The organism is Lentzea atacamensis (assembly GCF_003269295.1).
GTDB classification, from domain to species: domain Bacteria; phylum Actinomycetota; class Actinomycetes; order Mycobacteriales; family Pseudonocardiaceae; genus Lentzea; species Lentzea atacamensis.
Genome location: NZ_QLTT01000003.1, coordinates 640,119 through 663,747, shown reverse-complemented (window position 1 = coordinate 663,747; position 23,629 = coordinate 640,119). Strand labels below are relative to the sequence as shown.

At 70.2% G+C, this 23,629-nt stretch carries 26 protein-coding genes; 24 read left to right on the top strand and 2 right to left on the bottom strand.

From position 1 onward, the window contains the following. Positions 1-72 precede the first annotated feature (72 nt). From C8D87_RS48585 to C8D87_RS17390, 5 genes are all read left to right on the top strand, one after another. On the top strand, positions 73-207 hold the full coding sequence (locus tag C8D87_RS48585; RefSeq protein ID WP_267899866.1) for a hypothetical protein: 135 nt from the start codon (positions 73-75) through the stop codon (positions 205-207). Positions 208-322: 115 nt separating this feature from the next. Beyond that, a complete protein-coding gene (locus tag C8D87_RS17405; RefSeq protein WP_112227443.1) occupies positions 323-631 on the top strand; it encodes a winged helix-turn-helix transcriptional regulator in 309 nt (102 codons plus the stop codon). Positions 632-797: 166 nt separating this feature from the next. Then, on the top strand, positions 798-1,652 hold the full coding sequence (locus C8D87_RS17400) for a cellulose binding domain-containing protein (protein ID WP_146771733.1): 855 nt from the start codon (positions 798-800) through the stop codon (positions 1,650-1,652). 96 nt (positions 1,653-1,748) lie between these two features. Next, positions 1,749-1,964 carry a hypothetical protein gene (locus tag C8D87_RS17395; protein ID WP_112227441.1) on the top strand — a complete coding sequence of 72 codons (216 nt, stop codon included), beginning with the start codon at positions 1,749-1,751 and terminating at the stop codon, positions 1,962-1,964. Next, entirely contained in the window at positions 1,937-2,119 is a 183-nt protein-coding gene (locus C8D87_RS17390; protein WP_215732349.1) for a hypothetical protein, read from the top strand. Before C8D87_RS17395 ends, C8D87_RS17390 begins: the two co-directional genes overlap by 28 nt. Before the next feature lie 9 nt (positions 2,120-2,128). Here the strand turns inward: C8D87_RS17390 and C8D87_RS17385 are convergent, their stop codons facing one another. Continuing rightward, positions 2,129-3,055, bottom strand: coding sequence for a nuclear transport factor 2 family protein (locus C8D87_RS17385; RefSeq protein ID WP_112227440.1), 927 nt, complete (start codon positions 3,053-3,055; stop codon positions 2,129-2,131). A gap of 106 nt (positions 3,056-3,161) precedes the next feature. Here C8D87_RS17385 and C8D87_RS17380 point away from each other — a divergent pair, with 106 nt between their 5' ends. The 19 genes from C8D87_RS17380 (at position 3,162) to C8D87_RS17285 (ending at position 21,779) form a co-directional block, all read left to right on the top strand. After that, positions 3,162-3,758 carry a TetR/AcrR family transcriptional regulator gene (locus C8D87_RS17380; RefSeq protein ID WP_215732348.1) on the top strand — a complete coding sequence of 199 codons (597 nt, stop codon included), beginning with the start codon at positions 3,162-3,164 and terminating at the stop codon, positions 3,756-3,758. Between the two features lie 140 nt (positions 3,759-3,898). Beyond that, positions 3,899-5,371, top strand: a complete 1,473-nt coding sequence (locus tag C8D87_RS17375) for a glycoside hydrolase family 43 protein (RefSeq protein WP_215732347.1) — start codon at positions 3,899-3,901, stop codon at positions 5,369-5,371. A gap of 24 nt (positions 5,372-5,395) precedes the next feature. Continuing rightward, positions 5,396-6,769 carry a family 43 glycosylhydrolase gene (locus tag C8D87_RS17370; RefSeq protein WP_233442145.1) on the top strand — a complete coding sequence of 458 codons (1,374 nt, stop codon included), beginning with the start codon at positions 5,396-5,398 and terminating at the stop codon, positions 6,767-6,769. A gap of 60 nt (positions 6,770-6,829) precedes the next feature. Continuing rightward, positions 6,830-7,063 carry a universal stress protein gene (locus tag C8D87_RS49160; RefSeq protein ID WP_112227439.1) on the top strand — a complete coding sequence of 78 codons (234 nt, stop codon included), beginning with the start codon at positions 6,830-6,832 and terminating at the stop codon, positions 7,061-7,063. After that, on the top strand, positions 6,997-7,719 hold the full coding sequence (locus C8D87_RS48580; protein ID WP_112227438.1) for a universal stress protein: 723 nt from the start codon (positions 6,997-6,999) through the stop codon (positions 7,717-7,719). The genes C8D87_RS49160 and C8D87_RS48580 overlap by 67 nt, the downstream gene beginning before the upstream one ends. Before the next feature lie 138 nt (positions 7,720-7,857). Next, positions 7,858-8,190 (top strand): FAD-dependent oxidoreductase, encoded by a 333-nt coding sequence (locus tag C8D87_RS17350; RefSeq protein WP_112227436.1) that lies wholly within the window; start codon positions 7,858-7,860, stop codon positions 8,188-8,190. Next, entirely contained in the window at positions 8,183-8,557 is a 375-nt protein-coding gene (locus C8D87_RS46905; protein WP_215732346.1) for a hypothetical protein, read from the top strand. The genes C8D87_RS17350 and C8D87_RS46905 overlap by 8 nt, the downstream gene beginning before the upstream one ends. Before the next feature lie 396 nt (positions 8,558-8,953). Next, positions 8,954-10,204 (top strand): ATP-grasp domain-containing protein, encoded by a 1,251-nt coding sequence (locus tag C8D87_RS17340; RefSeq protein WP_112227435.1) that lies wholly within the window; start codon positions 8,954-8,956, stop codon positions 10,202-10,204. Continuing rightward, positions 10,201-10,998: a Rossmann-like domain-containing protein gene (locus tag C8D87_RS17335; protein WP_112227434.1), complete on the top strand. Its 798-nt coding sequence runs from the start codon at positions 10,201-10,203 to the stop codon at positions 10,996-10,998. Before C8D87_RS17340 ends, C8D87_RS17335 begins: the two co-directional genes overlap by 4 nt. Beyond that, on the top strand, positions 10,992-12,053 hold the full coding sequence (locus C8D87_RS17330) for a PLP-dependent cysteine synthase family protein (protein ID WP_112227433.1): 1,062 nt from the start codon (positions 10,992-10,994) through the stop codon (positions 12,051-12,053). The genes C8D87_RS17335 and C8D87_RS17330 overlap by 7 nt, the downstream gene beginning before the upstream one ends. Then, positions 12,050-13,075, top strand: coding sequence for a dipeptide epimerase (locus tag C8D87_RS17325; RefSeq protein ID WP_233442144.1), 1,026 nt, complete (start codon positions 12,050-12,052; stop codon positions 13,073-13,075). Before C8D87_RS17330 ends, C8D87_RS17325 begins: the two co-directional genes overlap by 4 nt. A 28-nt stretch (positions 13,076-13,103) precedes the next feature. Then, positions 13,104-14,279, top strand: coding sequence for an MFS transporter (locus tag C8D87_RS17320; RefSeq protein ID WP_170166431.1), 1,176 nt, complete (start codon positions 13,104-13,106; stop codon positions 14,277-14,279). Continuing rightward, positions 14,276-15,082: a class I SAM-dependent methyltransferase gene (locus C8D87_RS17315; RefSeq protein WP_112227431.1), complete on the top strand. Its 807-nt coding sequence runs from the start codon at positions 14,276-14,278 to the stop codon at positions 15,080-15,082. The genes C8D87_RS17320 and C8D87_RS17315 overlap by 4 nt, the downstream gene beginning before the upstream one ends. Further along, on the top strand, positions 15,073-16,599 hold the full coding sequence (locus tag C8D87_RS17310; protein WP_112227430.1) for an ABC transporter substrate-binding protein: 1,527 nt from the start codon (positions 15,073-15,075) through the stop codon (positions 16,597-16,599). Before C8D87_RS17315 ends, C8D87_RS17310 begins: the two co-directional genes overlap by 10 nt. Next, positions 16,596-17,540 carry an ABC transporter permease gene (locus C8D87_RS17305; protein WP_112227429.1) on the top strand — a complete coding sequence of 315 codons (945 nt, stop codon included), beginning with the start codon at positions 16,596-16,598 and terminating at the stop codon, positions 17,538-17,540. Before C8D87_RS17310 ends, C8D87_RS17305 begins: the two co-directional genes overlap by 4 nt. Then, positions 17,537-18,310 carry an ABC transporter permease gene (locus C8D87_RS17300; RefSeq protein ID WP_109641483.1) on the top strand — a complete coding sequence of 258 codons (774 nt, stop codon included), beginning with the start codon at positions 17,537-17,539 and terminating at the stop codon, positions 18,308-18,310. The genes C8D87_RS17305 and C8D87_RS17300 overlap by 4 nt, the downstream gene beginning before the upstream one ends. Continuing rightward, positions 18,307-19,725: an ABC transporter ATP-binding protein gene (locus C8D87_RS17295; protein WP_170166460.1), complete on the top strand. Its 1,419-nt coding sequence runs from the start codon at positions 18,307-18,309 to the stop codon at positions 19,723-19,725. Before C8D87_RS17300 ends, C8D87_RS17295 begins: the two co-directional genes overlap by 4 nt. Then, positions 19,722-20,300: a GNAT family N-acetyltransferase gene (locus C8D87_RS17290; protein ID WP_233442143.1), complete on the top strand. Its 579-nt coding sequence runs from the start codon at positions 19,722-19,724 to the stop codon at positions 20,298-20,300. Before C8D87_RS17295 ends, C8D87_RS17290 begins: the two co-directional genes overlap by 4 nt. A 138-nt stretch (positions 20,301-20,438) precedes the next feature. Continuing rightward, positions 20,439-21,779, top strand: coding sequence for an alpha/beta hydrolase family protein (locus C8D87_RS17285; RefSeq protein ID WP_112227428.1), 1,341 nt, complete (start codon positions 20,439-20,441; stop codon positions 21,777-21,779). A gap of 28 nt (positions 21,780-21,807) precedes the next feature. Here the strand turns inward: C8D87_RS17285 and C8D87_RS17280 are convergent, their stop codons facing one another. Beyond that, positions 21,808-23,328 carry a non-reducing end alpha-L-arabinofuranosidase family hydrolase gene (locus tag C8D87_RS17280; protein ID WP_109641481.1) on the bottom strand — a complete coding sequence of 507 codons (1,521 nt, stop codon included), beginning with the start codon at positions 23,326-23,328 and terminating at the stop codon, positions 21,808-21,810. Positions 23,329-23,629 lie beyond the last annotated feature (301 nt).

The following is a 23,629-nucleotide window of genomic DNA, read 5'->3' as shown; positions in this document are numbered from 1 at the left end:
CCCGAGCTCGTGCACCATCCCGCCGTACCAACGGTTCATCGGGCCGTTGATACCCGCGGCACCGTCGGCGTCATGGCCGGACAGGATGACCCAGCCGTTGCCGCCACCGCGCCGGCGCCCGGTCCCTCCGCGCTGACCACGCCCACGTTGATCCACCGGCTGTCCGGTACGCCCAGCCCGAGCTTGCGGGTTCGCACCTGCCCCTGAGCTGTGCCCGGTTCAGCCAGCTCGAGGTAGCCGTGAGTGGATTTGGCCTCTTGTCGCAAAATCCGAGTGGACCGCTTCGGCGGCGATCCGGTCGACGCGCACTTCGTTGGCGCGCATGGACAACAAGTGGTCGACGATGGTGATGATCGCGCTCGGCCGCAGTGACGGCCTGCGGTTCCGCGACCTGCGCGCCACGGTCGAGGGCATCAGCGCGAAGGTGCTCACCGAGACGCTGCGGCATCTGGAACGCCACGGACTCGTCGCGCGGCACGAGTACGCCGAGATGCCACCCCGGGTCGAGTACGAGCTGACCGAGCTGGGGCGCACGCTGCACCCGCCGCTGCAGACACTGGGCATCTGGGCGGCGGAACACGCCGCACAGGTGCTCGCGGCGCGGGAGGCCTACGACTCCGCTCGTCGCTGAACCAGCGTCGAATCGCGCCTGCCTGCCGTGATCTGGCGATTCGACTCAATTCGACTCGTGGAGCGTCGAACGACCGCCCATGTGCATTGACCACCAATGAAGTTGCGTCTACTTTCCCGAGCACTGCTCGCATCCGCGTATTGCGTGCCAGCCGCACGGGGGAACGATGAATGGCAGGCGATGGAAGGCCGTGGTGCTCACCGCGGCACTCCTCACCGCGGCTTGCGTCAGCGAACCGGCCCCTCCGGTCCGCAGCACCGAACCGGCCGCGGAGCCACCCGTCGCCCTACCCACCCTCACGGACACCCTGACCGTGCGAGGAGTCGCCGACGGACGCACCGTTCTGCTGTCGGACACGACCCGGATCCAGATCGAGGGACTCGCCGCGCCAGAGGAGTGCTGGGCCACCGCCGCCACCACCTTCGCCAAAGGGCTCCTGCTGGACAAGCCCGTGCGGATCGAGCGGGTGCCGGGCGGCGTGTCTCCCCTGCGGCTCCAGGACGGTACCGAGTACGCGCTGTTGGCTGTGCGCCAAGGCATCCTGCGCACCGACTCGCCGAACGACGCCGCGTTCGCCGATGCGGAGGCAGCGGCAGCGAAGGCCGGGCTGGGCCTCTGGGGTCCGCCCTGCCGCGGCCAGGCGACGACACCCGCACCACCACCGGCCACCACACCCCCGCCCGGCACTCCTGCTCCCCGGCACGGATGCGACGTCAGCTACCGCGTCACCCACCAGGCGACGAACGGCTTCCGCGCCGAGGTCGTGATCACCAACACCGGGAACGTCGCGGTCACGGGCTGGACCCTGCGGTGGAGGTTCACCAGCGGGCAGGTCGTGGCGCAGGTGCGGCACGCGAAGATCAGTCAGTCCGGTTCGGACGTGAGCGCCATCAACCTCCCGGAGTTCGCGGCGATTCCCACCGGCGCCACGCGCTCGTTCGTGTTCACCGCGATGCAGATGTCGGACAACCCGGCTCCGAAGTCCTTCACCCTCAACGGTCACTCGTGCACCGTCAGCTGAAGACACACCCGTCGGTTACGTTGAGGTAACCGGCGCGGCCTGATGCGACTCTGGGGGCGGCCACCACCGCACACCTCGAGGAACCTTTTGAACGCCATGAACAAGCGCCCCGACCCGGTCGCGATCGAGGTGCGCGGCGCGCGCGTGCACAACCTCCGGGACGTCGACGTGTCCGTCCCCTTGCGACAGTTGGTCGCGGTCGTGGGCGTGTCCGGCTCGGGGAAGTCGTCGCTGGCGCCCTGCTCGGCGTTCTCCAGCGCCTCACCGGCAACGGCGCCACCGTCGTGGTCATCGAGCACGACCTCGACCTGATCGCCAACGCCGACCACGTGATCGACCTGGGCCCCGGTGACGGCGCGGCGGGCGGCCGCATCATCGCCACCGGGAGCCCTGGCCGGATCGCCGGTGTGCCGGACAGCGTCACCGGCCGCTATCTGCGCGACCACCTCGCCAGGGCGGCGACCTGAGCTCGCGGGTCAGAACATCGTGTTGTCGTTCGCGGAGGTCTCCGGCACGTCCTGGACCACGTCCCAATGCTCGACGATCTTCCCGTCGGGACGCACCCGGAAGATGTCCACGACGGCCTGACCGCGATCGGTCGGGCTCATCCGGTAGTGCGAGTGGACGGCGATGAGGTCGCCTTCCGCGACCACGCGCTTGCGTTCCACGATCATCTGAGGGAACTGGCTGAAGAACGCGGCGAACATCTCCCGCAGCCCGGCGGAGCCGCTCGGGATGGCGGGGTTGTGCTGGTGGTACTCCGGCGCCAGGTACCCGACCGCGTCGGTGTCCTTGCGGACCAGGAGCTGGTCGAAGTAGCCGGTCACGACCGCCTTGCTCGACGCGGTCCACCGCCGCGGCCCCGGCTGGTTCGTCCGCGGTGCGCTCACCGTGGAGAACATGTCGTTGCCGCTGACCGACGTCTCGGGCACCTCCTGGACCACGTCCCAGTGCTCGGCGATCATGCCGTCGCGGTCGAAGCGGAAGATGTCGACCACCGCCGTACCCCTGGTGCCTGGCGTGAGGACCACGTTGGAGTGCACCAGGACCAGGTCGCCCTCGGTGATCACGCGCTTGACGTCGTACTTCAGGTCGGGGAACTGGGTGACCAGCGGGCCGGCGAAGGCTTTGAGGGCCGCCGTGCCGTTCGGGGCCAGCGGGTTGTGCTGGATGTATTCCGAGCGGATGTACCGGTCCACCACCGAGAGGTCGCCGTCCTCGAAGAGCCGCTTGAGCACCTTCACGACGATGGCCTTGTGCAGGCCGAGGTTTCCCGTCTGCCAGGTGTGGGCCGTCGGCGGACTCGATGCCGCCGCCGGCGCGGTTCCGGCCATGCCGCTCACCGTCACCGCGGCCAGCACGACGGCTGCGACCTTCCTCGACGTGGCACTGCGAGTGCGCATCTGTCTCCTCGGTTCGTAGGCGCGTTGTCGACAGCGTACGTCAAACATGACAGCGACTGACAAGTCGTCAGTACCTGTCAATTTCGACAGGCGCTACAGTGATGCCGTGACCACCGAGAAGCCGGGACTTCGCGAACGGACCCGCCAGGCGGTCCGCACCCAGCTGATGGCCGTCGCCTGGGGCCTCTTCGTCGAGCAGGGGTACGACGCCACGACGGTGGACGAGATCGCCGCCGCGGTCGGCATGTCCCAGCGCAGCTTCTTCCGCTATTTCAGCTCCAAAGAGGACGTAGTCCTGGTGAAGTTCGAGGCGGTCGGCGCGATGCTGGCCGACGTGCTCGCGAACAGGCCGGCGGAGGAGGACGCGTGGACGGCACTGCGCCGAGCGTTCGACGTGATCGTGGGACCGACTGAACGAGACCCCCGGCACGGCCTGGTCCTGCTGCGGATCACGAGCCAGGCCCCGGCGCTGCGGGCGCGCGTCCTGGAAGAGCAGACGAACTGGCAGGAACTGCTGGCGCCCCTCGTCGCCCGGCGCATGCAGCAACCCGCCGGCGGCGACCTGGGCCCCACTGCGCTCACCGCGGCCGCACTCGCCTGCCTGGTGGTCGCGAACGCGGCCTGGCTGCGCGTCGACGGCACCGAGCCACTGGCCGGATTCCTCGACGACGCCATGAGGACAGTGCGACCGGGCGCGTTCTGAATTCGACGGCGTTCGACGCCGATCGGCTCGAATTGTTGGCGCTAACACCGCTTCTGCACGCAAATACCGTTCGCAGTCGTTGACTCCACCACGGGCGGTCGTCAAGATGGACCCACGGTGTTAGCGCTAACATCCCTGCCGTGCTTGTCAACGAGGAGAAGCCGCAGATGTCCAGAGCTGTCTCGAAGGCGACCGCAGTGTTCGCCGTCATCGTCTCGCTGCTCTCCGTCTGGCTGCCGATGCCTGCGGCCGCCGCCGACCCGTTCACGGGCTATCTGATGGCCCACTTCACCGGGGAGTCGGCCACCGGTGAACAGATCTACCTGGCGCACAGCAAGGACGGTCTGCGCTGGAACGACCTGAACAACGGGTCGCCGGTGCTGGTGTCCACTGTGGGCACTCGTGGTGTCAGGGATCCCGCGATCGTGCGCTCCCCCGCCGGTGACCGGTACTGGATCATCGCGACGGACCTGCGGATCGCCAGCGGGACGTCGTGGAGCGACGCCGCCGAGCGAGGAAGCAAGTCGCTGGTGGTGTGGGAGTCGCGGGACCTGGTGAACTGGTCGGCGCCGTGGCTGGTCAACGTCGCGGGCGCGATCTCCGGTGCGGGCAACGCCTGGGCTCCCGAAGCGATCTACAACCCGGCGACCGGCGACTACGTCCTCTACTGGGCGACGAACACCATGGTGAACGGGGCCTACAAGCACCGCATCTACTACTCCCGCACGCGGGACTTCCGCAGTGTGACCACGCCGCAGGTGTTCATCGAACGCTCGGGCCGCCAGGGGATCATCGACACGCAGATCGTCGAGGTGCCCGGCAGCGTCGGCGGTTACCGCTACTACCGGGCCTCGGCGGACGGCCACATCACGATCGAGGGCGCCAACTCGATCCTCGGCTCGTGGACCAACATCGGGAACCTGTCGCACATGGGCATCTCCAACGGCACGGGTGGCGGCAACGTCGTCGAAGGCCCGATGTGGGCGCAGTTCAACGGCCGCAACGAGTGGAACCTGTGGCTCGACCAGTTCGCCACCGGCCGCGGGTACATGCCGATCACGTCGGCGAACCTCGGCAGCACCGGCAACTTCCGCACGCGGTCGGACTACAGCACGGGCACGAGCCGCAAGCGGCACGGGTCGATCCTCAACATCACGGCCGCCGAGGAGAACCGCGTCCTCGCACGGTGGGGAAACTCGGTGCCTGTCAACAGGATCCAGTCCTACAACGTCCAGGACCGGTACGTGCGGCACGTGAACATGGACGTCCGCATCGACGCCAACGTGAGCCCGGCGCAGGACGCCCAGTTCAGGCTCGTTCCGGGGCTGGCGAACAACTCCGGCTACGTGTCGTTCGAGTCCGTGAACTACCCCGGCCACTTCCTGCGGCACTACGGTTACGACTTCGTGCTGGCACCCGATGACGGGTCCACCGTCTTCCGCGCGGACGCCACGTTCCGCCGCGTGGCCGGCCTCGCCGACTCGTCGTGGACGTCCTTCCAGTCCTACAACTTCCCCGATCGGTACATCCGGCACCAGAACTACCTGCTCAGGCTCGATCCCATCACCGACGCGACCGGGCGCGGCGACGCCACCTTCCGAGTCACGAACTGACCTGACGAACAAGGACGACGCGTGATGAACCGGCTTGTCGCTGCTCTCGTCGGACTGACCCTCGGCGCTGTGATCGTGGTGCCCAGCGCCCACGCCGCCACGATCGCGACCGGCGCCCGCTCGCTCGAGTCCGTCAACTTCCCCGGCCGGTTCGTCACCGCTGCGGGCAGGATCGACCCGGTGACCTCCGGCAGCACCGCGGCGGCGAAACGGGACGCCACCTTCACCGTCCTGCCCGGGCTCGCCTCACCGTCGTGCCACTCCTTCCAGGTCGGTGGAATGTTCCTGCGGCACTACGGCTTCCGGCTGCGACTGGACGTCAACGCCGGCACACCGGCGTTCCGTCAGGACGCCACCTTCTGCGCGGTGGACGGCTCGGTCGCGGGGTCGATCTCGTTGGCCGCGTACAACTATCCGGATCACCGGATCCGGCACCGCGACCACCAGTTGTGGCTCGACCCGTACCAGGACACCGCCGGCTTCCGCGCCGACAGCTCGTTCCGCATCACCGCACCGTGGGCACCGAAGACGAACAAGGGCCCGGTGCTTCCCGGGCTGTACGCCGACCCGCACATCGTCAACTTCGGCGGGCGCTACTACCTCTACCCCACCACCGACGGCTTCGCGTCGTGGAGCGGTACCCAGTTCAAGGCGTTCTCCTCCACCGACCTGGTGAACTGGACCGACCACGGCGTGATCCTCGACCTCGGCCCGGGAGTGTCCTGGGCGGACAACTCGGCCTGGGCGCCGTCCATCGCCGAGCGCAACGGCAAGTACTACTTCTACTTCAGCGGCGGGACGGCGAGCGGGGACACCGCCAAACAGCTGGGCGTCGCGGTGGCCGACTCGCCGACCGGCCCGTTCCGGGACGCGCTCGGGCGGCCGTTGGTGCGCGGCGGCCAGTTCTCCGGGCAGGCCATCGACTCGATGGTGTTCACCGATGACGACGGTCAGTCCTATTTGTACTGGGGACAGGGTTCCGTGCACGCGGTGCGGCTGAACAGCGACATGATCTCGTTCGACCCGGCCCAGGTGCGCTCGTCCAAACCGTCCGGCTACAACGAGGCACCGTTCGTGTTGAAGCGCAACGGCACCTACTACTTGATGTGGTCGGAGAACGACACGCGCAGCGAGGACTACCAGGTCGCCTACGCCACCGGGAACTCGCCGTTCGGCCCGTGGACCAAACGCGGTGTCGTGCTGCAGAAGCGCACGGACCAGGGCATTCTCGGCACCGGCCACCACTCGGTCGTCCGGGAACCCGGTACCGACACGTGGTACGTGGCCTATCACCGGTTCGCGGTGCCCGGCGGCAACGGCATCAACCGGGAGACCACGATCGACCGCCTGCACTTCAACTCGGACGGCACGATCCGCCCCATCACACCGACGCTGTGACCGGACTTTCCCAGGAGGACGGTCCGGGTAGCCGAGGCGGCACGGTGGAGGTGACAGGAGATGCCCCGAACCGAGTCCGGAAAGCGCACGGTCGTAGTGGGCGTCGACGGGGCGCTGGCCGCACGCAGCGCCGCTCTGTGGGCCGCCGACGAAGCGTCGAGCCGTGAGTGTGAACTGCTGCTCGTGCACGTGGTGCGGGACCGCTGCCGCAGTTCGTCTTCACCCCGATGTCGACACCGTTGCCCGAGGCCGCGAGCGAGCAGGCGGCGCGTTCACACGCCGAGAACGAACTGACCGATCTCGCCGCCGAGTGCGGTCGATCGGCTCCAGGCCTCGGCATCACCACTCGCCTCGATCACGGCCATCCCTCGGACGTGATGAGAGAGATCGGCCGTGACGCCGACATGCTGGTCGTCGGTTCGTCCGGCCTGTCCCGCGCACTGCTCGGCTCCACCGCCGCCGACCTCGCCGGCAACCACGAACGCCCGGTTGTCGTTGTCCGAGAGGCGAAAGCGGCCGACGGCCGTGTCGTGATGGGCATCGACGGGTCCGAAACCAGCGCGGCCGCGATCGACTTCGCCTTCGAGTTCGCGCGGCGCCGTGATCGCGAACTGCTCGCCGTGCACGCGTGGGCGGACATGCCGATCGAGGCGCTCGCTCCGGTGCGGCGCTGGGACCACAACCGGAACCAGCTGCGCGCGGAGTCCGAAGCGGTGATCGCCCGATGCCTGGCCGGGCATCAGAAGAACCATCCGGACGTCCGCGTGGAGCGGCGCGTGTCCTTCCACAGCCCGGCACAGGCGCTGCTCGACGTCGCCGACGACGCGGCGCTCCTGGTCGTCGGCAGCCACGGCCGCGGCGCTGTGCGGCGGGCACTGCTCGGGTCGGTCAGCCACGGCGTGCTCTACCGCGCTCCGTGCCCGGTAGCCGTTGTGCACCGGGACAGCTGAGGCGCCGGACAGAGCAGGCTCTCGGCCACGAGCGCGGCTTGTCCGTTGTTGAGCCGCGGATCGCACAACGAGGTGTAGCGCCGGGTCAGCGCGAACTCGTCGGGAACACGCGAGCCGCCATTCGTCCGGATCCACGACATGTACTACAAGCTCATCCACCAACACAACGGGCGATCAATCGGCACACATTCTTTCCAGCACGGACTCGCCTCCTGGACTCATTCCACCGTCACCGAGGTCGTCGCGCACTCCGGCCGCGTCACCGTGGTCACCGCCGATGGCGCGACCTGGCCGGGAAGCCACGTCGTCGGAGCCGACGGCGCCAGGTCGACCGTGCGCAAGCGGACGGGCGCCTCGCTGGAAGGCCATGCCGCGGAAGGGTTCCACGTGGTCGTCGACGTCGCCGACGAACCCGGCGGCACACCGAGCCTGGAGCGCGTGATGCACTCAGGTTCACCCGATCGTGCCTGAAACGGGTCTCGTCGCGCCGGAGGAGCTGGACAGGTTCTGGCGCGAGGCGATCTCCGCCCTGCCCCGCACGGGCGCGTGGTTCCCGCGCGGAACTGGCGCTGGTGCGGGGCAGGGCCACGGCCAGGGGGTCCGGACGGCGCGTCGTCGTCGTGCCGAGGAGCTGACCGGCAGGGAGGTGTGGCTGCTCAACGCGCTGCACGGCATCCGCCTGGTGACCGGGTGGACCGGCTGCGACGCCACCCCTGGCAGCGACGGGCACTTCGCGCGGTGGCGGGAGCGGGTCGAACGGCTGCGCCTGCCGCGTCGTATTCGGTGGCGCCGGCCCGGTACACCTCGTCGGGTACCCGGCCGTCGTGCACGAGGGTGATCGCCTCGGCCAGCGCGAGAGCCGCCTTCTCCCGCGCGTCGAACAGCGGGGACTCCGCCCAGGTGCGCAGCGCGTCGAGGCGCCCCAGTGACTCGCCGGCGGACACGTCCGGGGTGGCGGCCTTCAGGTTCACCCTCGGCTCACGCGTAATGGTCTACACACCTCGACTAAGGTGCAGGTTTCTTGGTTTTTCCTTACGCCACTACAAGATTAGCCGCATGGTCTACCGTGGACTTTGCGGGTCGAGGGCTGCGTTCACACCGGGTCACCGGCCCGAGCCCGGCATGCGACAGCGCCTCGCCGAACTCGACCCGAGAGGCGCTGTCGCACCTCTACCGACAATGATTACCATGTTCCTCACATTCCGCCGCGCTGAGCGGCCGAGGAGGAGGACATGTGGCCCACCTGTTGATGATCGAGAGCTGGGTCGGTGCGATGAGCTCGCTGCTGCCCAGGGCGATCAACGAGTCAGGGCACCGCTTCACCTTTCTGACCCGCGACCTGCACCACTACCTGCGCGCCGCCCCTGCCCATCCCCATCCGCTGCTGGCCGCCGACAACGTGCTCACCGCGGACACCAACGACGTGGCCACCCTGCTCGACCACGTCGAGCGGCTGCACGCGGTGCTGCGCTTCGACGGCGTGATCTCCTCCTGCGACTACTACCTCCCGACGGTCGCGAGGGTCGCCGCCCACCTCGGCCTGCCCGGTCCCGACCCGCACGCCGTCGAACGGGCCTGCCGCAAGGACCTCACCCGCACGGCGCTGCGCGACGCTGGTGTGCCCGGTCCCCGCTTCGCCCTCGCCGACGACTGGCCCGCGCTCGCCAAGGCCGCCGCGGAACTGGGTTACCCGCTGGTGGTCAAGCCGGTCGACCTGTGCGCCGGGATGCACGTGCGCAAGGTGGCCGGCGAGTCGGAACTACGTGAGGCGTTCGCCGCGCTGGAGGCGTTCCCGGTCAACGCGCGCAACCAGCCCAGGGTCCGGACCGTGCTGCTGGAGGAGCTGCTCACCGGGCCGGAGGTGAGCGTCGAGACCGTCACGACGGACGGTGCGACGCACGTCGTCGGCGTGACCGACAAGAGCATCGCGGGCGACCCTTGGTTCGTCGAGAGCGGGCACATGTTCCCCGCAGACCTGCCCACCGACGAGGCCGCCGCGGTCGCCGTCGCCGCGATCGAGGCGCTGGGCCTGGACCACGGCGTCGCGCACACGGAGGTGAAGCTGACCCCGGACGGCCCGAAGCTCGTCGAGGTCAACCCCCGCCCGGCAGGCAACCAGATCACCGAGCTGGTGCGTCGCGTCACCGGCATCGACCTGCCGTCGGCGTACGCGCAGCTGGCCGTGGGCGAACGACCGGAACTGCGGCCGGCGGACACCGGTGTGCGCAGCGCCGCGATCTGCTTCCTGCTGCCCCCGCGCTCCGGCCTGGTGGCCGCTGTCCACGGCACCGAGACGCTCGGCACCGCGCCGGACGTGGTGGAGTGGAAGGTCAAGGGGGCCGGCCATCGTGCGGGCGATCCGACCAGCAACAACAGCTACCTCGGCCACGTCGTGGTGACGGATCCCGCCGGTCTTGGCGCGCGTGCGCGGGCCGAGCGGCTCGTCGGCGGTCTGTCCGTCGACTACGCCGAGGAGTCCGAGTGACCCTCACCGACCTCGTCGAACTCGTCCGCGGCGCGGCGCTGGGACCCTCCCCCGCGCTGTGCTCCGTGAGCGTCGGGTTCGTCACCAGGCAGGGCGCCCGGCACGCCACGCGAGGGCAGTCCTACCGCAACACCGTGGTCAGTCTGCGCGTGGAGGAGGTGGTCGGCTCCTGCGCGGTGGAGGACATCGCCGACGACGAGGTGCACGGCTGTGTCGGCGCGACGGTGCTCGACCTGCTCGACCACCCGAACCCGGCCATCCGCACCGCCGCGCTGGACGCGTACCTGGCGCACGTCCGCCCGCATCACCTGTCCGCCACCAAATCCATCACCATCGGCCCCGGCAGCTCCCTGGCCAAGTCCATGGCTCGCGCGGAGGCCGTGGTGGACCTGCTGGATCCCGCGCCGGGCGACCGGGTGCTGGTCGTCGGTGTGGTCAACTCGCTGCTGCACCACCTGCGCGAGCGGGGCGCGACCTACGTGCCGTGCGACCTCAAGGGCGGCCGGACGGAGTGGGACGAGCCGATCACGACCGACGCTGGGAGCGCGCTCGACGAGTGCGACCTCGTCCTGGCCTCCGGGATGACCGTCGGCAACGGCACCTTCGAGCCGCTGCTCCGCCACGCCGCCGGCGCGCGCAAGCCGGTCGTGATGTTCGCGCAGACGGCGGGCGCGGTCCTGCCGTGGTTCATCGGGCACGGGGTGCGGGCCGTCTCGGCCGAGCCGTACCCGTTCTTCTGGCTCGACGGCGGTCCGACGACGATCCACCACTACACGGAGCGCCCGTCGTGCTGATCCCGCGCCAGAACCGGCACCTGCTCGGGCTCCTCGGCCAGAGCCCGGTCGCCCGCATCGACACGCCGCTTCCCCACCCGCACAACGGTTTCTGGGCCAAGCTGGAGTGCCTGAGCGCCGGCGGCATGAAAGCGCGGCCGGCCGTGTCCATGCTGCGTGCCGCCAGGGAACGCGGCGACCTCCGTCCCGGCGCGGTGGTCGTGGAGTCGACCAGCGGCACGCTGGGTCTGGGTCTCGCGTTCGCCGGTCAGGTCTTCGGCCACCCGGTCGTGCTGGTGGCCGACAGCGAGCTGGAGCCGTCGATGCGCGCACTGCTGCGCGCGCACGGTGCCCGGCTGGAGGTGGTGGACCAGCCGCACCCGGTGGGCGGCTGGCAGCAGGCCCGCCTCGACCGGCTCCAGGCGGTGCTGCGCGAGCTGCCCGGCGCCTACTGGCCCGACCAGTACAACAACCCCGACAACCCCAAGGGGTACGTGGGGCTCGCCAAGGAGATGGTCGAGCAGCTCGACCGGGTCGACGTGCTCGTGTGCAGCGTGGGCACCGGCGGGCACAGCGCGGGCATCGTGCGGGAGCTGCGCCGTTACTGGCCGGGAGTGCGGCTGGTCGGCGTGGACACCGTCGGCTCCACGATCTTCGGTCAGCCCGCGCGAGCCAGGGTCATGCGCGGGCTGGGCAGCAGCATCCACCCGCGCAACGTCGCCTACGCCGAGTTCGACGAGGTGCACTGGCTCGGCCCGGTCGAGGTGGTGGAGGCGTGCCGCAGGCTCGCGAGAGACGCCTTCGTCACCGGCGGCTGGAGCACCGGCGCCGTCGCACTCGTCGCGGCGTGGGCGGCTCGGGTCGAACCCGGCGCGGTGGTGGCGACCATCTTCCCCGACGGCCCGCACCGGTACCTCGGCACGATCTTCGACGACGACTTCTGCCACGCCCGCGGCCTCTTCGGCCGTGCGGCCGACCGGCCGGTGGAGATCGGTGACCCGCACAGCGTCGAGGCGACGGGCTGGACGCGGTGCCGGTCGGTCGTCGCGCCTCAAGCGGCGGCGGTGTTCGCGTGAAGATCGATTGGGAGGTCTACGGCCTCGAACTGGACACGCCACTGCAGATCTCCAGGTCGGTGATGTCGCGGCGAGATGCCGTGCGGGTCGTCGTGGAGCACGACGGGCAGCGTGGGCACGGGGAGGTGGTGACCAGCACCTACTACCGGCTCGACGTGGAGGCGATCACGTCGTTGCTGGACCGGCTGCGACCGGTTCTCGCCGCCGCGGACTCACCGGAGACCGCGCTCGACGCGCTGCACGCGGACCCGATCCCGGCGGGAGTGCGGGCGGCCGTGGACGCGGCGCTGCACGACCTGATCGGCCTGCGTCGCGGTCTTCCGGTGCACGCCCTCACCGGGCTGCCGGACTGGCACGACACCCCGACCGCCTACACCATCGGGATCACCACACCGGACGACGCGGCGATCAGGGCCGCGGCACTGGCCGGGCGCGGGTTCTCCGTGCTCAAGGTCAAGGCGGGCACCGATGCGGATCAGGACGTCGCGACCGCGGCCGCTGTCCGTGCCGCCGCGCCGGACGCCCGGATCGTGCTCGACCCCAACGGTGGCTGGAGTCCCGGCGAGGCCGTGCGGGTGATCGACCGGATCACCGCCGCGGATGTCGTGCTCGCCGCGGTGGAACAGCCGATCCCGCCCGGTGATCCGGACGGGCTGGCATGGGTTCGGGAGCGGTGCCCGGCGCCGCTGGTCGCCGACGAGGACGCCGCCACGGTCGACGACGTGCGCAGGCTGGCGGGCGCGGTGGACGGCGTCAACGTCAAGCTCGCCAAGTGCGGTGGGCTGAGGCCGGCGCTGGAGATCGTCTCGGCGGCGCGTGATGGCGGGCTGGACGTGATGCTCGGGTGCTTGGTGGCCAGTTCGCTCGGGATCGCTCCGGCGGTTCACCTTGCCGGGCATGCCAGGTGGGTGGATCTGGACGGGCATCTGTTGCTGGCCCACGACCCTTGGGCGGGTATCGGGGGTGAGGACGGCGTTCTGCGGCTGTCCGGCGAGCCCGGGCTCGGAGTGGTGCGCCGATGAACCGCCGCCCTCTGGACGTGGTGCGGCCGTGAACCGGTTCGCCCTGCCGGTCCGACTGCTGCTGGTCAACCAGTTCGCCGTGAACACCGGCTTCTACCTCCTCATCCCCTACCTCGCCACGCACCTGGGCGCCCTCGGCATGTCCGCCGCGGTGATCGGTGTGGTGCTCGGCGTGCGGACCCTGAGCCAGCAGGGCCTGTTCCTGGTGGGCGGCACGGTGTCGGACCGGCTGGGCCCGCGGGCAGCCATCCTCGCGGGCTGCGGTCTGCGGGCGGTGGGGTTCGGGCTGTTCGCGATGGGCGACTCGCTCGCGGTGGTGCTGGCCGCTTCGGTGCTCAGCGGGCTGGCCGGGGCGCTGTTCAACCCGGCGGTTCGGGCGTACATCGCGTTGGAGGCGGGTGCGGCGCGCACGGAGGCGTTCGCGCGGTTCAACGTTTACGCGCAGGCGGGTGCGCTGTTCGGGCCGGTGCTAGGCAGTGTGTTGCTGTTGTGGGACTTCCGGGTCTCGGCGGTGGTGGCGGCGGGGATCTTCGCGGTGCTGACCGTCGCGCAGGCCGTGGTGCTGCCCGCGCGGCCGGCCGCTCGCCGAGGTGGATCGGTGCTGGGTGACTGGCGCGAGTGCCTGGCGAACCGGCGGTTCGTGGCGTTCACCTGTGTGTTGAGCGGGATGTTCGTGCTGCAGAACCAGCTCTACCTGCTGCTGCCGATCCAGGCCCAGCAAGCCACCGGGTCGGCCGGCGTGGTGGCCGTGCTGTTCGTCGTCTCCACGGTTGCCACGCTGCTGTTGCAGGTGCGCATCACCCGCCTGCTCTCGAAACGGGCGCGGGGGCCGGTGATCGCGGCAGGGCTGGCCGTCATGGGTGCGGGGTTCGCGGTGCCGGCGTTGTGGCCGGGGCTCGTGGCGGTGCTGGTCGCCACGCTCGCGCTCGCGGTCGGGGTGATGATCGCGCATCCGCTGGTCTACGACCTCATTCCCTCGTTCGGCCCGGACAGCTTGGCAGGCACGCACTTCGGGGTGTTCTACCTCGGTTCCGGGCTGGCCGCCGCGCTGGGCAACACCGCGATCGGCTGGGTCAGCGGGTTCGGCCAAAGGCTCGCGTCGTTGCTGTGCCTCGCGGTCGGGCTCGTCTGCGCCGCGGGCGTGGCCTGGCTGCACCGCCGCGGGGCACTCACACCGGCACAACCACAGGGGGTCGTCCGATGAACCTGCTCACCGACAACCCGGAGCTGTACGAGCACCAGTTCCCCGATCCGGAGCACGTCGCGGCACGGTTCGTGCACGACGTGGTGACCCGGTTCGGGGGCGGGCGGGAGCTGCTCGACGTCGGGTGCGGTACCGGCCGGGACGCGGGGTGGTTGTCCCGCAACGGTTATCGCGTCGCCGGGATCGACAGCTCGGAGAACATGCTGGCGCACGTGCGCGCGCACCACCCGGCGGTCGACGTGACGCTGGCCGACATGCGCGACTTCGGGCTGGGGCGACGCTTCGACGTCGTCACCTGCCTGGACAGCGCGATGCTGTACTGCCACACCAACGCCGACATCGAGGCCTTCCTGAGCCGGTGCCGCACGCACCTCGAGCCCGGCGGGCTGTTCGTCGCGGAGATGCGCAACGGCGCGTTCTTCCTCGGCAACACCGAACTGCTCGACGGCGTGCGCACCCGCTCGGTGACCTGGCGGGGCACCGACTACACCTCGCACACCGAGCTGTGGATCGACCACGCCGCCCAGTTGTTGCGCCGCCGCCGGACGTGGGAGTGGGCCGGCCGCGCCGAGCCGCTCGTGCAGCGGTCGGCCTGGCGGCTGCTGTTCCCCCAGGAGCTGCGTCATCTGCTCGACCTCGCCGGGTTCGAGGTCCTGGCCCTGTTCGACTCCCCCGGCCCGCGCACCGATCAGCCGTGGTCCGCCGACGCCCCGCTGAGCGGCGCGCTGTCCGGCGACCGCCTCCACGTCGTGGCCCGCCTCCGCCGAGACGGGCAACCCCGAAAGGAACCAGCATGTCCCTGAACCGCCGCGGTTTCCTCGGCCTCACCTCCGGCCTGACGGTCGCCACCCTCGCCGGGTGCGGCAGCGGTGCCGCCCCTGCTTCCACCCCCCGCGCCGGCGGCAGGCTGCGCGCCGCCTTCGCGGGTGGCGGTGCCAAGGAGGTCCTCGATCCGCACCTCGCCAACCTCTTCGTCGAAGCCGCCCGGTCCAAGGCGATGTTCGACAAGCTCGCGGACCTCGGCGACGACGTGTCGCCGCGGCCGCGCCTGGCGGAGAAGTGGGAGCCGAGCGCGGACCTGACCCGCTGGCGGATCACCCTGCGCAAGGCGGTGTTCCACGACGGCAGACCGGTGCGCGCCCAGGACGTGCTCGCCAGCTACGCGCGCATCCTCGACCCGAACCGGGCGTTCCGCGCCAAGTCGAGCCTCACGCTGATCGACCTGCCGAACAGCCGTGCCGTGGACGACCGCACCGTGGAGTTCGCGCTGAAGCGGCCGTTCGTCGAGTTCCCCAACGCCCTCGCGGCGTTCGGCGCGTACATCGTGCCCGAGGGCGCCGAGGACTTCACCAAACCCGTCGGGTCGGGGGCGTTCAGCTTCGTGTCGTTCGAGCCGGGCAGGTCCGTGCTGCTCAAGCGCAACCCCGAGTACTGGGAGGGCGCGCCGCTGCTGGACGAGCTGGAGTTCGTGATCGCCAACGAGGAGTCGGCGCGCACCAACGCCTTGCTGGGCGGCCAGGTCGAGTACGCGCACGACCTGACCCCGACCACGGCGCGCAGTCACGCGTCCGGCGACCGGATGACGATCCACCGCTCGCCCAACAGCGCCGTGCAGGCGTTCGCGATGAAGCTGGACCGGGCACCGTTCGACAACCGGGACCTGCGCGAGGCGCTGTTCCTGCTCGCCGACCGCCCGCAGCTGGTGGAGTCGGTGCTCGCGGGCAGCGGCCAGGTCGGCAACGACCTGTTCGGCAAGGGCTACCAGCACTACGCCGACGAGATCGGCCAGCGGCAGCGCGACCTGGACAAGGCGAAGTTCCTCATCCGCAAGGCGGGCGCCGAGGGCATGGTGATCAAGCTCGACACCTCCACGGCAGCGGCGGGGATGGTCGAGGCCGCCACCGTGTTCGCCGACCAGGCCAAGGGTTCCGGCCTCACCATCGAGGTCGCGGTGGGCAACAAGGACAGCTACTGGGCCGACACGCTCAAGAACGGCTCGCTGTCGAGCTTCCGCTCCGGTGCCATGCCCATCGAGACCCACATCGCGCAACGCCTGCTCACCGGCTCCGGCACCAACGTGACCAAGTGGGCCCGGCCGGAGTTCGACGCGCTCTACGAGAAGGCGGTGTCCACTTCGGACGAAGCCGTGCGCACCGAGACGTACCGGGAGATGCAACGGGTGCTGCACGCCGAGGGCGGCTACCTGATGTGGGGCTTCGCCGACTGGATCGTGGGCACGACGCCGAAGGTCGGCGGGATCTCCACCGCACCCGCCAACACGCTCGACTGGGCCCGCTTCGACAAGGTGTGGATCGGGTGAACCTCGCCTCCTACACGGCCCGGCGCGCCGCGCTCGGGCTGGTGCAGGTGCTCGCCGTGGTCACCCTCGTGTTCGTCCTGGTGCAGGCTCTGCCGGGAGACGCGGCGGTGGCCCTGGCGGGCGACAACCCCGACCCCGCGCGCATCGCCCAGATCCGTGCGGCCATGGGACTCGACCGCCCGGTGCTCGAACGGTTCGTGGAGTGGCTGGCCGGGTTGCCACGGCTGGACTTCGGTGTGTCGCTGGTGTCGGGCCGGCCGGTCTCCGAGTTCCTGTTCGGCGCGATCGGCCCGACCGCGGTGCTGGCGACGCTGACCCTGGTGCTGCTGCTGCCGATCTCGGTCATGGCCGGCGTGCTGGCCGCACTGCGCGAGGGCAGCCTGCTGGACCGGGCGCTGACGTCGATCAGCGTGGCGCTGCACTCCATTCCCGAGTTCGCGCTGGCCGTCGTGCTGATCGCGGTGTTCGGCGTGCAGCTGGCGTGGCTGCCGCCGACAGCGGTCGGCGCGGACCTGCTCTCGCAGCCCGCCGTGCTGGTGCTGCCGCTGGTGGTGCTGCTGGCCAGGCCGATCTGCTCGATCAGCCGCCTGGTGCGCGCGGGCATGGTGGACGCGCTCGCGTCGGACTACGTGCGCCACGCCCGCCGCCTCGGCCTCGGCGAGACGCGGATCCGGTTCGCCCACGCGCTGCCGAACGCGCTCGCGCCGGCCGTGCAGCAGGTCGCGCGCACCACGGACTGGTTGCTGGGCGGCGTGATCGTCGTCGAGGCGGTGTTCGTGATCCCCGGCCTGGGGACCGTGCTGGTCGACGCCGTGGCCGGCCGCGACCTGCCCGTGGTGCAGGGCCTGGCGGTGGTGTTCGCGGTGAGCACGGTGGCCGTGAACCTTGTGGCGGACCTGGTGGCGTTCCGCCTGGCGCCGCGTACGGAGGTGGTCGCGTGAAACGGGCGGGCATCGGCGGGCTGCTGATCGTGGTGCCGCTGGCACTGGCGTTGCTGGGCCCGCTGTTCGTACCGGAGCAGCAGACCCGCAGCGCGCCGTTCATGCCGCAGGGGTTGCTGGGCACCGACTTCGTGGGCCGCGACGCCTGGCACCAGGTGCTCGCGGGCGGCCAGACGGTCGTGCTGGTGGCGTTGCTCGCCACCGCCTTGTCCTACGTGGCCGGTGTGCCCTACGGCGTCGTCGCCGCGACCACCCGGCTGCGGCTCGTGGACGAGGTGCTGATGAGGCCGCTCGACGTGCTGCTGGCGGTGCCGTCGTTGCTGGTGCTGATCCTCGTGGCCGCCATCTCCGGGCCGGGGCTCCTGGTGCTCGTCGGCGTGGTCACGCTCGTCAACTTCCCCGACGTCGCACGCCTTTCGCGTGCGGCGGCTCTCGAGATCGCCGGAAGGCCCGCGTTGGAAGCGATGCGCATGCAGGGCGAGTCGTGGTGGCAGACCTCGATCGTCTACACGGGACGGTCGATGCTCCGCACGCTCGCAGCCGACCTCGGTGTCCGGCTCACCGCCGCGCTCTACCTGGTCGCGTCCGCCAGCTTCCTCGGTGTCGGTGTCCCGCCCGACGCCGCGGACTGGGCCGTGATGGTGGACCGCAACCGGGGCGGGCTGTTCCTGCAGCCGTTGACCGTGGTCGTGCCCGCACTGCTGATCGTCGCGCTGTCCGTCGGTGTGAACCTCGTGTTCGACCGCGCCCTGCGGCAGGTGCGCACGTGACCCCCGTCGTGCACGTCGAGGACCTGCGTGCCGAGGCGGGCGCCCAGGTGCTGCTCGACGGCGTCAGCTTCGCCCTGTCCGCGGGCAGAGTCCTCGCGCTGGTCGGTGCCTCCGGCAGCGGCAAGACCACCACCGGTCTCGCCCTGCTCGGCGAACACGCTCCCGGAGTGACCGTCAGCGGGCGCCTGGAGGTGCACGGGCGCGTCGGGTTCGTGCCCCAGCAGCCGGCGTCCGCGCTCAACCCCGTGCGCAGGCTGGGTGCGGTGTTCCGCGAGATCGCGGCACTGCACGACGGTGATCCCGACGAGCTGGTGCGGGTGGCTCTGCAGCGGGCGCGGGTGCCGGCCGACCTGCTGCGCCGCTTTCCGCACCAGCTCTCCGGAGGCCAGCAGCAGCGGGTCGTGCTCGCCCAGGCGCTGGTCGGCGCCCCGGCGGTGCTCGTGGCCGACGAACCCACGACGGGGCAGGACGCCCTCACCCGTGCCGAGGTCGTGGACGAGCTCGCCGCCGTCGTCGCGCAGGGTGTCGCACTCGTGCTGCTGACGCACGACGTGGAGGTGGTGCGGGCGCTCGCCGACGAGATCGTGGTGCTGCGCGCAGGACGCGTCGTCGAAGCCGGACCCGCGGACGAGCTGCTGACCAATCCTCGCGAGAGCTACACGCGCGCGCTGCTCGACGCCGTGCCGCCGATGTCCATCGACGTACCAGAACGGGCGCCACGGCTGCGGGTCCGCGGCCTGACCGCCCGGTACCGCAACGCCACCGTGCTGCACGACGTGGACCTGGAGATCGGCGAACGCGTGGCGGTCGTCGGCCGCTCCGGCAGCGGCAAGACCACTCTCGGCCGGTGCCTGGCCGGCCTGCACCAGCAGGTCACCGGCGAGGTGCTGCTCCACGACCGGCCGCTGGCCCGGTCGCTGCGCCGGCGGTCGCGCACCGCCCTCGCCGCGGTGCAGTACGTGTTCCAGGACGCGCGCGGATCGTTCGACGAGCACCGCGCCGTGCTGGACCAGGTCGCCAGGACGGCCGTGCGGCTGCGGGGCGTGCGCCCCGCCGACGCTCGTGCGGCAGCGCTCGCGGCTTTGGCCCGTGTCGGTCTGGACGAGGACATGGTGCGACGCCTGCCGCGCGGCCTGTCCGGCGGTGAGCTCCAACGAGCGGCGCTCGTGCGCGCTCTGCTCGCCGAACCCGAGGTGCTCGTGTGCGACGAGATCACCTCGGGCCTGGACGCGGTGACCCGCGCCGGGTTGCTCGACCTGCTCGCGAGCGTGCCGTGCGCGCTCGTGCTGATCAGCCACGACCTCGACGTCGTGGCGCGGCTGGCCGACCGGGTAGTCGTACTCCACGAGGGACGCGTCGTCCTGCACGGTCCGGTCGAGACGACCTTGGACGGCGCGAAGGAAAGGATGAAGTGAACACGCACCACCAGGCAGCGGGACGCCACGAGGTCCGGTTGGCGACGCACGCCGACCTGCCGGGAGCCCGCAGCGTCATGCTGGACACCTTCTACCACGAGTTCGGCCACGGCTACCGCCCCCAGTGGCACGGCGACGTGATCGACCTGGCCGCCACGTACCTGGACACTCCCAGGCACGCGCTGTTCGTCGCCGTCGACGGCGACGAGGTCGTCGGCACCACGGCCGTGCGGGCGCAGGGTCCCGCCAGCCCGCCCCACCCGGCGTGGCTCGCCGAGCGCTACTCCGGTGACCGGACCGCACAGCTGTTCCGCGTGTACGTCCGGCCCGACCACAGGCGCAGGGGGCTGGCCAGGGCACTGGTCGACGCCGCGGTCCGGTTCGTCGCGGAAACCCCCGGCTACGAACAGATCTACCTGCACACCGACACCCGCACGCCCGGCGCCGAGGCGTTCTGGCGCTCGGTCGCGGTCGAGGTGTGTGACGCCAGGGACGGCGACCCCGACCGCCACCAGACGGTGCATTTCGAGATCCCCCTCCCGGTCCTCGCGGGCTCAGGTGACGTGACGCGGTGAGCCACCGGGCCGGCGGGTGCTCGAACCGCCGGCCCCGGCCCGCCGCGGAGCACTGACGGTGATCACCCGTTGAGAGGGTGACGGAACGACTCCGCCGGGGTGGAATGAACCGGCGTGAAAGGCCGACGGAGGTGTGGCATGCGAACACGGCTCGTGGTGTCGTTGCTGGGGCTCGTGCTCTTCGCCGGTGGTGCGCCGGCACTGGCCGCCACTCCGGGTGTCCCCGGTGACCAGCCGTTGCCCGGCTACACCGTCCACAACCCGCCGCTGAAGCCGGAGATCGTCGACGGACAGCCGACGAGGGTGTTGCAGGGCATCCACCGGCACTCCGCGTACATCGTCGAGGTGCCCGCGAAGTGGAACGGCCGTCTGGCCATGTGGGCACACGGCTACCGCGGCACCGGCACGGTGCTCACCGTGGACCCGCCTGCCTACGGCCTGCGTGCCCGGATGCTCGGCCAGGGCTATGCGTGGGCCGCGTCCTCCTACTACAGCAACGGTTACGACGTTCGCGCCGGCGTCCTGGCCACACACGATCTGGCGAAGCACTTCGGCACCCTGGTCGCCAAGCCGAAGCAGGTCCTCATCGCGGGAGTGTCGATGGGCGGCCACGTCATCGGCCGCTCGCTGGAGCAGTACCCCGGCTTCTACGACGGCGCGCTGCCGATGTGCGGCGTGCTCGGTGATCACGAGCTGTTCGACTTCTTCCTCGACTACCAGTTGACGGCGCAGGCACTCGCCGGGATTCGCGCCTACCCGGTGCCCGCCGACTACCTCACCACCGTGGTGCCGCAGATCCAGGAGAAGCTGGGGCTGACAACGCTCGTTCCCGGCGGCCCCGACACCGTGACGGACCGGGGCGCCCAGTTCCGCTCGGTGGTCGTCGAACGCAGCGGCGGACCGCGTCCCGGTGCGGCGCCCGCTTTCGCGTTCTGGAAGGACTTCCTGTTCAGCCTCGCCACGCCGCCGGACGAGGACGCCCCGCTCTCGCGTGATCCCGGCCGGTTGGCGACCAATTTCGGCACCCGTTACCAGCCGAACTCGCCGGTCGACCTCAACCGCGAGGTGCAGCGGGTGGCGCCGCGCGACTGGCGGTCGCGGCTCTCCCCCACGCTCACCGAGGTGCCGAGGATCGCGGGCAAGCCGAGAACCCCGGTGCTTTCCCTGCACGGTCTCGGCGACCTGTTCGTGCCGTTCTCGATGGAACAGGACTACCGGGCCGATGTCGTCCGCAACGGCCAGTCGAAGTGGTTGGTGCAGCGAGCGATCCGCACGGTGGACCACTGCGAGTTCTCGGCGGCGGAGGTGGGCGCCGCGTGGAACGACCTCGTGACGTGGACCAGCCGCGGCACGAAGCCGGCCGGTGACGTTATCGGTGACCGCGACACGGTGGCCGCGCCCGCGTTCGGCTGCCGGTTCTCCGATCGCGCCGCCTACAACGGTCCCGGCACCCGCAAACTCTTCTCGCCCTGCCCCTGACAGGACGAGAAGAGTCCGCTTCCGCTGATCAGCGTTGCAGTGTCAGCAGACCCGGCCGGTACGGCAGGAGGCCGTAGTCGCCGCCCGAGTTGGGATCACGTCCCTGGTACAGCAGTTGCAGGTTGCAGGGGTCGATGGTCTTGGTCTGGTCGGGGTTGCTGCGGATCAGGTCGCCGTGGCTGATGTCGTTGGTCCAGGTGGCGCCGCTGTTGGCCTTGCCGGCGAACGGGTTGCTCTCGGTGGCGGCCTGCGGGGTCCACGAACCGCTCAGGCTGCTGGACGTGAACGAGCGGAAGAAGCGCCCGTTGCGGCCCATCGCCTCGACGATCATGAGGTACTGGTTCTGGCCCTGGACCTTGTAGACCTCGACGCCTTCGAACAGGTTGGCCTGCGTGTCGCTCATGATCTCGGTCCAGGCCGAGCCGAAGCTGCCGGGGAAGTTCCCGATCGGCATGGTGGACCGGTAGATCTTGCCGTTGTCACCGGCGAAGAACAGGTACATGTTCTGGTCGTCACCGATGAGCGTCTGGTCGATGGGGCCCGTTCCGGAGTTCGGGATGCGCCCGGTGAAGAGCGTCTGTGCCGCCGACCAGCCGTTGGCGTTGGTGGGGTCGTTCGACGTCCGGTAGCTGAACGAGGTCGGGCCCCACTGGTAGGCGAGCACCCAGATGTTCTTCGGTGCGAAGTAGAACAGCGTGGACGCGACCGCGCCGGGGTTCATCGCGTTCTGGCCGGCCGTGGCCATGTCGGACCAGTTCGTGAAGGGCGTGAAGTTCATCGAGCCCCAGGTCGTGCCCCTGTCGTGCGTCGTCGCGTAGACCACGTGCTTGCCGTTGTGCATGACGTGGGTGAAGTCCTTGAGCGAGACCCAGCCCTGCTTCGGTTGCGCCAGCGGGCCCGTCGACGACCAGCGGTACGTCGAGGGCAGCGAACACGTGCCGGGCGGGGTGGTCGTCGTCGTGGTGGGGCCCGTCCCGCCGACGCGGACGAGCTGCCACTGCTGGTTGGCGCCGCCCCAGTCGCTGTACTGGACGACGTTGCCGCCGTCGGCGGTGGAGGCGCCCTGGACCTCGACGGCCTTGTTGCTGTTGCGGTTGATCAGGCGCACGTGGCCGCCGTCGGAGTCCGCGAGGCGGAACTGCTGGTTGGTGCCGTTGGCGTCGGACCACTGGACGATGCTCGCGCCATTAGCGGTGGAGAAGTTGTAGACGTCGAGGACCTTGCCCGACAGCCGTGACTTCAGCCGGTAGTAACCGCCACCGGAGTCGACGAACTGCCACTGCTGCTGGTTGCCGTCGTTGCGGGTCCACTGGGTGATGCGCGCACCGTCGTTCGTGGCGAGGTTGTAGACGTCCAGGGCTTTGCCGCTGTTGCGGTTGACCAACACGTACCAGGCGTTGGTGTCGACGGTCGCCGCCGACACCGGGGCCGCGCTGAACGCCGTGACCAGCCCGCCGAGCAGCACGGCGACGGCAGCGGCGATACCGGCCGTACGACGTCTACGGGTTCGTTGGACGGCGGTGGGCGGATGATGACCCGATCCGGCCATGGGTGTGCTCCTCTTCGTTGAGGTGGGAAATCGGAGCGACCTATTGCGCGCCCTTTTGAACAATGAGGGGAACCGAAGACGGGCGCGCGCAGTCAGATGCCACCGTCGCGGGGTGCCGGTCGCATCCATCAAAACTCTGAAGGACGATCTCCCTGCGGTCAAGATGCCGCGAAAATGTTTGGACTGCTAAAAGGGAAGAGAATTCTTTAGCACCGGCGAGTGTCGCGACGAGCGTGGCCAGACGGCCGTCCACCGCTTTCTTCACGTCACCGAACGAATCAACTATGACGCAGATGCCGGC

Bases quoted from the DNA above. Each gene is read 5' to 3' on its own strand.
- C8D87_RS17385 (WP_112227440.1), bottom strand. From the start codon at position 3,055: ATGCGCACTCGCAGTGCCACGTCGAGGAAGGTCGCAGCCGTCGTGCTG.
- C8D87_RS49160 (WP_112227439.1), top strand. From the start codon at position 6,830: ATGCCCCGAACCGAGTCCGGAAAGCGCACGGTCGTAGTGGGCGTCGAC.
- C8D87_RS17350 (WP_112227436.1), top strand. From the start codon at position 7,858: ATGTACTACAAGCTCATCCACCAACACAACGGGCGATCAATCGGCACA.
- C8D87_RS17285 (WP_112227428.1), top strand. From the start codon at position 20,439: ATGCGAACACGGCTCGTGGTGTCGTTGCTGGGGCTCGTGCTCTTCGCC.
- C8D87_RS17395 (WP_112227441.1), top strand. From the start codon at position 1,749: ATGAACAAGCGCCCCGACCCGGTCGCGATCGAGGTGCGCGGCGCGCGC.
- C8D87_RS48585 (WP_267899866.1), top strand. From the start codon at position 73: ATGGCCGGACAGGATGACCCAGCCGTTGCCGCCACCGCGCCGGCGCCC.
- C8D87_RS48580 (WP_112227438.1), top strand. From the start codon at position 6,997: ATGTCGACACCGTTGCCCGAGGCCGCGAGCGAGCAGGCGGCGCGTTCA.
- C8D87_RS17400 (WP_146771733.1), top strand. From the start codon at position 798: ATGAATGGCAGGCGATGGAAGGCCGTGGTGCTCACCGCGGCACTCCTC.
- C8D87_RS17280 (WP_109641481.1), bottom strand. From the start codon at position 23,328: ATGGCCGGATCGGGTCATCATCCGCCCACCGCCGTCCAACGAACCCGT.
- C8D87_RS17405 (WP_112227443.1), top strand. From the start codon at position 323: ATGGACAACAAGTGGTCGACGATGGTGATGATCGCGCTCGGCCGCAGT.
- C8D87_RS17315 (WP_112227431.1), top strand. From the start codon at position 14,276: ATGAACCTGCTCACCGACAACCCGGAGCTGTACGAGCACCAGTTCCCC.
- C8D87_RS17370 (WP_233442145.1), top strand. From the start codon at position 5,396: ATGAACCGGCTTGTCGCTGCTCTCGTCGGACTGACCCTCGGCGCTGTG.
- C8D87_RS17310 (WP_112227430.1), top strand. From the start codon at position 15,073: ATGTCCCTGAACCGCCGCGGTTTCCTCGGCCTCACCTCCGGCCTGACG.